This window comes from Chloroflexota bacterium, from assembly GCA_018648225.1.
Taxonomy (GTDB): domain Bacteria; phylum Chloroflexota; class Anaerolineae; order Anaerolineales; family UBA11858; genus NIOZ-UU35.
This window is the reverse complement of sequence record JABGRQ010000133.1, coordinates 1-12087: the sequence shown is the minus strand read 5'-3', so window position 1 is coordinate 12087 and position 12087 is coordinate 1. Positions and strand designations below refer to the sequence as shown.

13 protein-coding genes are annotated in these 12087 nt (G+C 51.0%); all 13 read right to left on the bottom strand.

What is annotated here, in order from left to right:
- Positions 1 to 20: 20 nt before the first annotated feature.
- Positions 21 to 866 carry a Flp pilus assembly protein CpaB gene (gene cpaB / locus HN413_13270; GenBank protein MBT3391366.1) on the bottom strand — a complete coding sequence of 282 codons (846 nt, stop codon included), beginning with the start codon at positions 864 to 866 and terminating at the stop codon, positions 21 to 23.
- Positions 863 to 1063 carry a hypothetical protein gene (locus HN413_13265; GenBank protein ID MBT3391365.1) on the bottom strand — a complete coding sequence of 67 codons (201 nt, stop codon included), beginning with the start codon at positions 1061 to 1063 and terminating at the stop codon, positions 863 to 865. The genes cpaB and HN413_13265 overlap by 4 nt, the downstream gene beginning before the upstream one ends.
- A gap of 12 nt (positions 1064 to 1075) precedes the next feature.
- Positions 1076 to 1831, bottom strand: a complete 756-nt coding sequence (locus tag HN413_13260) for a hypothetical protein (protein MBT3391364.1) — start codon at positions 1829 to 1831, stop codon at positions 1076 to 1078.
- Between the two features lie 8 nt (positions 1832 to 1839).
- Entirely contained in the window at positions 1840 to 2634 is a 795-nt protein-coding gene (locus HN413_13255) for a hypothetical protein (GenBank protein MBT3391363.1), read from the bottom strand.
- Positions 2631 to 3035 carry a hypothetical protein gene (locus tag HN413_13250; GenBank protein MBT3391362.1) on the bottom strand — a complete coding sequence of 135 codons (405 nt, stop codon included), beginning with the start codon at positions 3033 to 3035 and terminating at the stop codon, positions 2631 to 2633. The genes HN413_13255 and HN413_13250 overlap by 4 nt, the downstream gene beginning before the upstream one ends.
- Positions 3036 to 3259: 224 nt before the next feature.
- Positions 3260 to 4453, bottom strand: a complete 1194-nt coding sequence (locus HN413_13245; protein MBT3391361.1) for a hypothetical protein — start codon at positions 4451 to 4453, stop codon at positions 3260 to 3262.
- Between the two features lie 801 nt (positions 4454 to 5254).
- The gene (locus HN413_13240) at positions 5255 to 8506 is read right to left on the bottom strand and encodes a DUF927 domain-containing protein (GenBank protein MBT3391360.1); all 3252 of its coding nucleotides are present in this window, start codon (positions 8504 to 8506) and stop codon (positions 5255 to 5257) included.
- A gap of 51 nt (positions 8507 to 8557) precedes the next feature.
- Positions 8558 to 8986: a hypothetical protein gene (locus HN413_13235; GenBank protein MBT3391359.1), complete on the bottom strand. Its 429-nt coding sequence runs from the start codon at positions 8984 to 8986 to the stop codon at positions 8558 to 8560.
- Positions 8983 to 9219, bottom strand: coding sequence for a helix-turn-helix domain-containing protein (locus HN413_13230; GenBank protein ID MBT3391358.1), 237 nt, complete (start codon positions 9217 to 9219; stop codon positions 8983 to 8985). Before HN413_13230 ends, HN413_13235 begins: the two co-directional genes overlap by 4 nt.
- Positions 9220 to 9241: 22 nt before the next feature.
- Positions 9242 to 9604, bottom strand: coding sequence for a hypothetical protein (locus tag HN413_13225; protein ID MBT3391357.1), 363 nt, complete (start codon positions 9602 to 9604; stop codon positions 9242 to 9244).
- Positions 9605 to 9664: 60 nt separating this feature from the next.
- On the bottom strand, positions 9665 to 10702 hold the full coding sequence (locus HN413_13220; GenBank protein ID MBT3391356.1) for a ParM/StbA family protein: 1038 nt from the start codon (positions 10700 to 10702) through the stop codon (positions 9665 to 9667).
- A 42-nt stretch (positions 10703 to 10744) separates the two neighbouring features.
- Complete coding sequence (locus HN413_13215) at positions 10745 to 11230, bottom strand: hypothetical protein (protein ID MBT3391355.1); 486 nt, start codon at positions 11228 to 11230, stop codon at positions 10745 to 10747.
- Between the two features lie 50 nt (positions 11231 to 11280).
- A partial coding sequence (locus HN413_13210) for a hypothetical protein (GenBank protein MBT3391354.1) occupies positions 11281 to 12087 on the bottom strand: 807 nt, incomplete at its 5' end.

Here is a 12087-nt window from a genome sequence, read left to right as displayed (position 1 = left end):
GATCATTCATATTTTGCTCTTTATGGTGTGGGGGTGGTTTGGAGATACATAACGGGGGTGGGTGTGGCAGAGTGTTCATCCGGGCGCACCACCAGATCGGGCAGAAATACGCCCGAGGAGTAGATCGGGCCATCTTGAACCGCAGCCGAGTTCGACATCAAGAGCGACATTTCAACATCAGTAGAGTGATCCAGCGCCGGAAGTAGATCAAGTAAGCTGACCGTCACCGATTGATGACCAATCGCATCCGCAAAGACATACGACACGACCGTTGCATCAATCGGCACAGCCAGGTTGACCGTCCCGCGGGCGCTGCGTTTCTGGGTGGTGGCATAGGACGATCCGCTGGCCTGTGCCGTAGCCTGGGCTTCGGGGTTGAGTTCCAGGGCGCGGAAATCAGGCGAAACATATATCACGCGCAAATCTTCAGCCACCACCTTCGAGTACACATTCGAGCTGCCTTCGGTGCGCAGCATTACGGCGGTGACATCCACATAGTCCCCGGCTTGTAACAGACCGGCCAGACCACCAGAATCGCTCAATGAAATGCCAATGGCACGCTCACCAGGGTATAAAGGCAGGCTTACTTCACCCAGATGGGTCTGGGTGATGATGTCCCCGATGGTGCGGGTAACGCCCACTGGCTGGCCGATTAGGGCATCAATTTGGCTAAATGCGCCTTCGGGGATAACATCAGGGTCAAGGCGTACTGTTTTTAGATCGGTCGCTTGAATAACATGACCGGCGGGCAGGCCGTTGGCCGCTACAATCACGGGCTGCGCCTGGTTTACCGGTTGCGATTGATACCAGGCAAAGAGTAACGCCAGGCCGATCAGCGCCACGATGAGGATAGGGATTCGTTTCATAGGGTGTTCTCTCCATTGGTTTCACCTGGACGCAAAAGACCGTTTTCATCCAGCAGATCAAGCACGTCATCCAGTTCCATCATGCGGTAGTCAATGACGCGCGTCTTCTGGTCGTCAACCACCAGCACAAAGCCGAGTGGTTTGCGTGCAAGCGATTGAAGCATTTCAGTAATGATTTTTGCGTCCAGGTTGGTCACGTTCCACCTCAATTACGGGCCGGTGATAGTGGTTTCGATCAGGGATACATGCACAGTGAAAGCCTGGCTGAAGGATTGCCCATCCGCCTGCGTAGCGCGCACTGTAACCACGTAATCACCAGGGTCAAGCGAATCCACATGAATCGTGGTGCGGGCATCGGGCGTGCCTGTGCCGGTTGTGTTTTCGTGGGGATTGAAGGGGTAGCTGTCTTTGACAGTTGCGCCGGGGTATAGCTGGGCCAATTCGCCGTTGATCCAGTCTCTCGTTTCGGCGGTTAATTCAACCGAGATACCTTCGAGTGCCACAATCGGGCTGCGACTATCTCCAGGACAGCTATTGGTTTTTGCGCCACCGGCAGCCGTGGCAGTTACATCAAAGCCGAGATCGTCCGGGTCTTGACCGATGGTGAGTGGAAAATTCGGGCTGTGTCCGCCACCGCCAATCGTGGGCGCGGCATAGAGCGGCGTGCAGGCCGTGGGCGCAGGGGCCGGGGCTGCGGGGGCTGGGTTGCGCCGCGGTGCTGGTTCGTCTTCGTCGTCATCGTTATTTCTAGGGGCAGGAGCTGGAGATGATCCGCTTCCACCCCCGCTTGATGGCGGTGGGGGTGGTGCTGGCCTACGAATAGCACACATGCATAAGTTGGCATTGTTGCCGCCAGTTTTATTCGTCACAGCCTGAACAGAATCAGCCTGAATGAGGGCGGCTGCCAGCAAAAGAGCAAAAGCAAATAGGAAAAGCCAGCGATGGTTAGATTGGATGTATTTCATGGGGTGGATTACTCCTCAACTTGAATTTGGATGGTTTGGGTATCTATTGCGATGTCCCATACACCGGTAGGATCACCGCTTTCGGTGTAAAGCCAAACAAGACCCAGCCCATCGGCCATAATATCGGCTATGGGTTCAGAAAGCAGCACATTGCCTCCCTGGGATATGCTCATTGGTGCTTTATATTCAGTGATTTGGTAGCTGTCTTTTAAAAAGCCGCTGCACCAAGCAACGAAAGCACTCCCCCGGTGTATTGGTGAATCTGGGTACGTGCCGCATCCCATTTGGGCGGGTTGCGGAGTATGGGCATAGTCAATGCGGAAGGTATATGATTTGACTGTGCCGCTGCTGCCACTCACCCAGAAGGTGATCGCGCCTGCGGGATATGCGCCTTCATCTTCGGCGCTGGGTTGGGTATAGTGGTAGATGATGGCCTCACCACGCGCATTGGCTTGGGCTTCAGCAGATTTAACCACTCCGACAGTTTCGTGCATGGCGCTGACAGAAAGGGTTTCGCTAGGTTGGAAACCTTCAACAAACACAAGCACCAATTGGTCAGGGCCGTATACCAGACCCTGATGATCTTCGGTCAATACCGGCATACTGGCCTGGGCGGTGGTAATCATATTTTTGCCGGTATTGACCGCTATGGGTTCAGCGGTGCTATCGGCGAGTTGGCTGTCCAGGCTTGTGCTGGCCGTATCAGCAGGCGCGACCGGCCTGCAAGCCGATAGCCCTACCATCAAGAGCAGCGCAAAAAACAGATACGAGATGGAAGTTATATGAAATTTGGATCGGGTCATACGGACTCCTTTTTCAAAAACAGCAGATAGTAGATTGCGCCCATCCCAATAACAGGCACAAAACCCAACGGGGAAGCAAACCATTGATTCCAGGCAAGATGTTCGGCGATTGCCACCATCCCCCCATATAACTTGAAACGCTGCCAGAGCAGCCCTAATGCCAGGTGTGGAAAGAGCAGCAATCCCAGGCGTACCAGGGTGCGATATGGATTGCCTTCATACAGCAAGGCTTCTTCACAGATCAGCACGCCCAGAGATGCCCCCAAACTGCCGAAGGCTATCGCAGCAATCCCGCGCCCAATTTCTTGCAGGAGCACGCCTGCAAGGGCGGGAGCGTGCAAATGAAGCACGATTGCGGTACTCAGCGCACCGGTGAGAAAACCTTGTAACTGTTGAATCAAGTGGTTGCCTCCTTTCCTACCCCCAGGAAGCGGGTCTGTTAAAACAAAAACCCCGGCCAAATGACCGAGGTCTTCTTAAACAGAAAGCGCCTCGACCATGTGACCGAGGCGCACCTCTCCTAAGGGCAGAAAAATAGTGGCGATATTCTAAAGCCCCCGCGCGCGGTTGTCAAGACATTAAGTCTTGCGACTTTCTGGCAATAAAAATTGCGCTACTGCAATGTTTATGGGCATTCCGGCGTCCATTCTAGTCCTCGGAAAGTGTCTACGATGAGATTGTATAGATCGGGATCATATTCTTGTAGTTCAATTTTTGTGTTGATGTAGTCGTTTTCAGGGATATTCCAGCCATATCCTCCAAAATACATTGTTACACCCTCCGCCCAATATTCTTGCTGATTTGTACCAGCATATGCATCTTGCCATAATCCGGCTTCTTTTGCATGTAAAAAAGCTTCATCTAATTTTGCTCCAAATTCCGGTTCAACTGACGAAAGCGCAACCATATGGATCGTGTGAGCAAATTCGTGGATCGTGACATTGTAGTCAAACCAGCGGTCACTTGACCAACATAATAAATTTTCTTCTGCTGTTGCTGTTTCGGGGGATGTTTTTGTCCCACCCCACCCACGCAAACGATCATTCCAATATCCAGCATTACCCAAACTCATCATGTGCGAAATATCTGTTGTATCCTGGTTCGCCCCAATAATTAGAAGGTTGGCTCGATCAATGTTGGCTAAATATTCATGGATGTCTGGACGGGAAGCAATCATATTTGAAATGATGTACCACGCCTGTTGCAAAGCCTGATCTCGTACATCGTCCGACGCAAGAATATCAATTCCATTCGCGCTGCATGTTTTTGACAAAAGGCTGCTTCCGTTATCTGTAATTTCACAACCCTCGCCATTCTCAACCAATACCGGGATAGCGGTCGGTGTTGGTTCAAGGGTAGGCAGGCTGGCAATGCTGGACGGGATGATGATCGGCAAATTGGTATCACGGCTTTTGACGACAATATCCTTGATGATTTCGCCGCTGGCTTCATCGCGCACCCGCCAAGCGTGATCTACAAAGGTGTCTTGTGTATACGACTGTCCGGGGGTCAGGCGCTTGGCGAATTCTGCATCACCAATAGTATCCAACCAGTAGATTTCGATATTTCGATCCGATGCGTTGGACAGAACCAGTTTTGCGGACATGCCCCCATCCACCGATGCTAGAGAAACGGGGGTTTCCGTTGGGATGGCGGTAGCCGTGAAAGGAGCTTCCGTGGGCTGAACAGTAACCGTAAGAGTTAGTGTAATTTCAATATCGGCTAATTTGGTAGGTGCATTGACAGTCTGTGGTTTGCAGGCTACCAGGAGCAGCCCCAGCAAAATGATGGGTGTGATTGTTAGTATCTTTTTGTTCATGGTGTATCCCTTCTGCTTGAATGGTGGATTGACTTGAAAAGATTGTACCGCATTTGCAGTACAGTATCAAGGTCAAATTTCCAGGGCAAAGCCGCACATAGAGTGGGTCGTTGTCAAGGCATTTCATGCTGTGTTGAAATCATAGATTTCCACCTATTATCGCTCGCAGCGCAGGTTAGGCTAATCCTGAAATCGTTATATGTCACGAAAATCATCCGCACTATTACAAAAAGCAATTATTTTATCACGAGTATGCACGTGTTATTTTTGCTTATATGGATATGTATGCGCGCTTTGTGTGAGGTCGCTGACTGCGCATAGATGACCCCCATATATGGTGTTTGTTCTCATAAATACAGGTCATTATCCTGTATATGGGGGCAGTTTTTACCTCACAAAACCTCACAAAAGGCAAAATTTTTGTGAGGTTTTTAGATTTGTGTGAGGCTTTGTGAGGTCGTGTGAGGTATTTTGTGAGGTAAAGAGACCCCTATATATGGGAAAATCATCAGAAATATAAGGACATAACCGTGTATATAGGGGTCTATAACTAGAACAAACGATCACCTCACAACCTCACAGCATTTTCGCCCTCGCGCATGACTATAACTTTTTTCATTCCATAAGAATGGGAAATGGGGCGTTTGAGCGCATTGGCGACAACTGCGCCCAGATTGAGGGCTTTATTTGTCTCTAATCTTGCAGCCTGAAAGCAAAAAAGGTGTGCTTAAGTTTTTACACACACCTTTTTGTACGGTTTCGTCTTTCAGGTTATTTGATGTCTACAAGATCACCACGGAATCAATCTTGGCCTTCCCATTCTTCGATAGCTTCTTTTATGGACGGACCAATATTGTTGCGGATCGTCACGCCATATAGTTCTTCGACTTTGGTTTGGTTGAAAGCAACCATGCGTTGTGTGCGGCCCACGCTGGTAACCCATTTTGAAACCGTAACATTGCCACCTTTGCCTAATTCATTCAACAGGCCGGGAACCTGGCTAAATTGGCGTTGTAAGGCATCTTTGGTCGTGTCATAGTATTCCCCAAGTTGGCCCCAAAAATCACGCACATGGATAATGCAACTGCTGGTATCCAAATAAAATACACTTGGATCGTCTGGCTCGTACCAGCCAACTTGATCGGCCTCTGGTGGGGGGATAAGCGCAAGGTTTGAACGCGGTTCAAGGTAAATCTTGCGGCGTTGCAGCAGGTTATCAAGGGCATCAAAGAACTTCCGTACCGGGGATTGTTTGGCAATCTGTTCATCCTGACTCTTGACGACTTCTAAGATGGCAGCGCCGTTCTTCTCGGCTAAAGTGGCCGCATGATTGGCTGAGATCGCGCCCATTTCATAGAAGGCGGTCATTGCGATCTTTTGGGCGGCGTCCAGCGTAGCGTAATAATCGGGTAAGCGATTTTGTATATCCTGTTGGCGTGCAATAGACTGAGACTCCTCGATCATCTCACGATACATCCTTTCAGCGCGCTCCCAATTGGCGGCCAACCATTGGATATAAGCGGACATTGCCTGAGCATACAAGCCCTTCATAGATTGCTCTTGGGCCAGATTGAGAGCTTCGCGAGGGGGTTCTTCTGGATGAGGCAGTACATCGCCGCGTGCAATGGGTATCGTGAGCATTCTGCCAACCGTACTCTCACCTGAGAGAGGTAGTTCGGCAGTTGAGATTACCATTCCGCGCGGGATGCGCGTTTTGCGTTCTGAGAGGTCTTGATTAGCCCGCCCGCGTGCAGAGCGATTACCTACAGATCGCACCACGTTCTGAGCCGTTTTGTGCATCCGCTTTGAATCGCCTGCGCTTTGAAACTGTGGGGCAAAGTCGTCAATAATGATCGGGGTATCCTTAACCTTGAACATATACCCCTCGATATGGGTTAGGGTACTCATCCAGTCTACCGGTGCGTGATACTGGCGGCCATCCACAAAGCCAGTCCCAAAATGCGTCAGAGCCAGATGCCCCACGGTGGATTTGCCGCTTTGCGTTGGCCCATACAGCCAGATCACCGTATAGAGCGGACGTATATCGGTCAGGGGGGCAGCATAGAGTGAAGCCCAAAGCGGGGCTGTGACAGAATGCGGGCCAAGCTCAAGAAAGGCTAAACTGGCCTTGACCGCTTGATCCAGGTCTTTGCCGGTAGGGGGTTCAGGCAGGTTGTAGTGTTGCAGGTTGTTATTCCCCAGATCAACGCGGATACTGTCGTCGAAGCCCTCGGCGGTAATCATGCCGCCTGCGCTCAAAAAACCGCGTTTGCCGTCAATCTTCGTCCAACCGGTATGGGTAAATACCCGGTCACGCACCATATCATCCAGCGAGTTCTCTTGCATGGCGCGCATGACCAGATAATATTTACCGCGTGGCAGGTACAGGATCGGGCGCGCCCCCCAATAGCGGTGTATCCATTCCATTTTGGAAAATTCAACTGCCGGTACGTCAATCGTGAGCAGCGGTTGGCCGGTATCCAGTCTTCCGGCGATGGTGTACTGTACTTCGGGCAAGTTAAGACCATCTTCTACGGTTAGCTCGTGGGTGATCTGGGCGGCAAAATTCCCCAGCGGTTCTCCCAGGAAGTGCAAAGCACCTTCTTTGACATCGGTCAGTCTGCGAGTGTGGCCGTTCTCCGGCTCGTTTCCGGTCATCAGCTTGCTGAGTTCACGCCCATTCATCCCTAACATCCGCTGGGCACGTTTCTTGTAGCGCGGGGCAAGCGCATCGGGCAATGCCTTTAGCATCTGCAATAGATCAGCGGTTAATATGGGCGCTTCGTGGACGGTTGCATCTTTGAAAACCGTAAAGAGCGTATCAATTACCGGTGTCCCGGATCGGAGCAGGTTCGTAATGATTTCAGGGCGACCATCAGCCTGATAAAAAGCGTTGGCATCCTTGAATGTCTGGGGAACGGGTTCGTCTTCGTCTTCTTCGCTCTCACTATTCTGTACGACTTCAATTTGTCCGATGAGCATGGTCAACGGCCCGATATTGGCAGCGATTTCGTTTTGTTGCTTTTGTCCAGCGTTGTCGCCATCCATACCCACATAAACCACCGGGCGTTGCTTGAGGCGTTGCAGATCGTTTTCGGGGATATTCCCTAGACCACACAAGGCCCATGCTGAAAAACCCATCGCCCGGTAGCTTTCAGCATCGGCTTGACCTTCACATAGGATGATTTCGCGCATACCGGGGACTTCGGTTTTATACAAATAGCGTTGACCGGGCATATTACGAGATTTATCGCCCCCTTCGACCTTGGGGTTGAGAGCACGCGCCGATAACGAGATTACGCTTTTTATGTGTTCGTAGGAGGCTTCGTGTTTCAGGCATTCCTTCGTGCTGTGACTGTGCCAGGTGTCCGTTTTACATTCTTCACAGGCTTTTGGCTTTGCTCCGCTGCTTTCACGGTGCGAGTAGATCAGCCAGCCTTCGGGTGAGATTTTGTCACCATCCCCATTGACGGTAAAATCACGTCCATCAGCGCGGATCAGGCCGATTTCATACGCCAGTGACATATCCGCATCCAGCGATTTTAGGCATTCACGCAACCCGGTATCACCAGGAGAGAAACCCCACCCGGCCATGCGCAGCATATCATCGCTGAAGCCACGTCCGCGGGCATATCGCAAACAGTCTTGACCGGCATCCGACCAAAGTTGTTCGGCAAAATATCGAGCGGCTAAATCCAATACATCCGTGCGCTGCTTACGCTTTTCAAGAGCGACTACCGCTTCAGGGGTCATGCCGATGTCCGCCAGTGAAATATGGGTGTATTCGGCCAGATATTTGACTGCACCCAGAAAATCAACGTTTTCAGCGGCTTTTACCAGGGCAATCGCATTCCCGCCAGTATTGCAATGGGTAAAACAGTTCCAGCGCCCATCATCTGTGACGCGGAAGGATGACTCGTTATCGGCCCCAGCGTGGATCGGGCAAACGCCGCGCCAGTCGCGCCCATTGCGCTTAAGCTCTGCGCCAAAATGTTCAGCCAGTGTAACCAGGTCAACGCGTGCAAGTAGTTTTTCGGTGTCAATTCTGCTCATATCGGTATCCTTCCTGTTCTTGCTGTTTTCGTTGTTGGCTTTGTTGTGTCATCAGAGTCCTTTCCAGGTGTTGCCGATGTGTCGCTCAAGAATATCAGCGATGGCTTCTTGGGCGTTTCCGTTTGGGGATTGCTCGATAAGTTGAGCAATCTCTTTTGTGAGTTGATCTACGTCCACATCATGCTTGATAATGCGCACAAACTTGACGTTTACACGCGTGCACTCGTCGGTAGATCGTAATGATCCATGCGCAAACAGGCGCAATCGTTTGGTTTGATGTCCATTTGCGGCTGCCAAGATGACCTCAGTGGGCTTACCCTTGATGATTACGGGGTGTCTGCCCCCGAAGTAGGCTTTATCGGTATTGATGAAACCCTCGATTACCGTCACCTGGCTCTTTTTGTCAGAAGGCTGGTTTCGCACAGCGCAGATTTCTAGCCAGCCAACCAACTGACAATAACTCATATCTTGTGGTGTCATTGCGATGTCAACTCCGATGTTCTATCTACTCTGGCTGGATTCGAATGCGCTTTGCTGTTTGAAATCCAGCTTTGAAGCGCCTTGCGCTGCACGCGCCAGGAACCGCCAATCTTAAATCCGGGCAATTCACCATTCGCAAGCAGCTTATAAATCGTGCCTTGCCCAATGCGCAAGTATTTTGCAACTTCGCTAACAGTCATAATTTCAACTTGCTCTACTCCAGATATTGTCATTATTTACGGCTCCTGACCAAACTTATTCATCATTCATCAACTCAACGCCCAGTTGATCGAGTTTGTCGTTGAGTGGGTCTTCAGCGGATGCAATGTCATCGGTGAGCAGCGTTTCTGCGGTCGTCAGTCGCAGATTATCGAGTTCATTACGCACTGCCCGCTCCACCACCTGACGGATCGCAGGGAGTAGTTCGGCAAGCAGCGCATCCGTCTCCAGTATGGCTTCTGATGCTACGTTTGTGCTTGTGCCGGAAAGCGCAGCGCGTAGTTTCGCTTTGATCGCAGACGCTTTTGCTCCGTGATCGTCTGGCACAGTCTCCAGCCAGCCGCTGATGTCCGAATCGGTTTCTGGATGAAATCGGAGTAAAACAGGTTTATGACTCATGATGTCCTCTCTCGCCGTAACAGTTGTAACAATTGTTACAATTGTTACAGCGGAGCAGCATTAAATCGCCACAGCCTTGAAGCCGCCAAAACCGGGATCAAGACCGATCACCGTATTGGTGTCAAAAACACGCTTACCATAGCGGGTCAGGCCCAGAGCGTTTGCAATTACTGGATCGGGCATGACATACCCCAGCGGATATTGCTCTATAAGCGCATCTCTCAACGCAGCAGACCCACCACCTGTGAAAATGACGTGATCGAATTGCCGTCCATTGCCCCATTGCTCACCCAGGAATGTATTCACACCATCGCCCGCGGCGCTTCTTGCGTCATTAATCAGATCGGTGAGATCGATTCTTCCGGCTGCGTTACTAATAATGGTATTTCCGCCTCGAATGAACGTGTCTGCTTCATGGAGAGAATATTTGACCCCATATTGAGTTTCCAGGGAACGTAATAATAATTCCACGGCGCGGCGCATTCCAACGGTATCGCCTCCTGTAAAACGGCGCATAATTTTCCCGCCTTGAAGTGTGAAAACATCCAGCGTATTAAAACCAACATCGCAAATCGCAACGGTGGCATCGAAATCTTCCGGTGTCCTAACCCATTGGCCTTTGTCGTTCAGCCCCCAGGCAAAGAATGTGCCCGCCGGTTGGGGCATCGTGGCAATTTGCTCGACATTCAAAAGCACTTCTGTTTCATCTACCGAAAAAATATGACGGCCCTCAAGCCAACTGCGCAGGCTGCGCTTTGTTTTCCCCAACAAGGTTTTGTCTTCCATGACTTCGACTGGTAATCCCACCATAATAGAAATCTGATGTTCTCCACCACCTAAAAGCAAACCGAGTGAAGCGTATGTGAGCGCCCGCATTCCCAGGCCATCCGAAAATCGCTGAAAATTGAGACTTTCGAGAGGTCGTGCGTATTGGGCTACATTCTTCCCCACTAAATAGCTCGATACTTGTCCCCAGGTCACTTTATAAGGCGTTTCCGTGCGATGTCCTTTGCTAAAATCACCTAGCGTGAGGCCGCCGAGGTCTGTTTTGCCTACACCGACTATGGCTGGAATGTGAATGTGTTTTGATGTGGTCATAGTGTTTTGCTCCAATTGTGTGATTGAACGATTGCTGATGAATTAATCATATTTCCCTGCTAAGTAGCGTTTACGAATTTCTTCTTCTCGCGCTTTCCGAAACTTCTCGGCTTCGGCAAGGGCTTCTTGGGACGAAACGAAGTGATGGTGATAGAAGCGTTTCGTACATACTTCGCCCTTGCGCGGTGCCCAGAAAACACTGTAATAGCGCACTTTGCGGCGCTTAGCCCCTTTGCCCCAAAGATCGTGACTTTCGCTTACGCCATGTACGCCCGTGGTATTTGTGGCAAGGCGTTCGGTGTGGAAGGGTACATCCTCGCGTGGGTACTGTCGGTACATTTCATCTCGCCACTGTTTTGCCGCGTCTAAAGCGCCATCTTTACCGCCATATTTGCCATCACTAAAGAACTTACGGATTGTTTTTCTTCGATAGATACGCACAAACCAGCCATGCGTGCTGTTTTTATCCGTATCAATGCGGCTGATGCCTTTCGTGGGGTTGCGTCCTTTGTTGTTGCTCGTTGTCATCTATGATTGCTCCTGTGTTGCTTCGATGCTTCGTTTTGGGCCTAATCCGCCTAATCCGCCTGATCCCCTAATCCGCCTAATCCGGCAGTTTGGAGCAGGATTTCAGTCATTCTTCGGCCTGTTTGGTGACCTTGTTCATTGCGTTGCACAGGTGTCAGGTAGCCCATGCGTTCCCAGCGTTGCGCCACAGCATTCACCCAATCGCGGCTCTCGCCAGTCTCATCTGCGATTTCTTTGATCCGAAACCAGCCCCCCAGATCAAAAGCTGCCTGGGCTAGTTTCAATTCACGACCTGTCAAGAGCGTTGCCTCAGGTTGCGTTTGTGGGGCCATATCATTGATGGGCGCTAGATAGGCTTGGGCTTCTCGCTTGCGCGCTTCCCAGATCATTAACAATCGCCCTTTTGTTTTTGGAAGTTTCTCAGCCCCGGTATGACCCAGAATAACCTGGCTGTCATGGTGAGAAGCCACCGGTAAGGCAATGCGTGTGGCAAGGTTGGCCTTGAGTACGCTTTGCACAGCATCCGCATCGGGGCGTTGGGTGGCAATCACCGGATGCACGCCATAAGCACCCCCTACGGCGATAATTCGGCTGAGTGCGCCTTGCAGGTCATCAGGGATCAGGGCAGCTTCATCCACAATCAGTGCCAGGGGCGCTAGTTTAGCCTTGCTCTTGGCGTTGTAGGCCGGTAATGCGTTGACGTTCATGGCTTTGAATAGTGTTTTGCGCCGGGCCAGTTCGCCGGTCAAATGTTGTAACCCATCGGCCAGATCGTCAACATAAAGAAGGTTGGACTGGCCGTTATAGCGCCCAAATTCTGTGCCATCCTTGCCATCCCACAGCACAAGTAAGGTTTC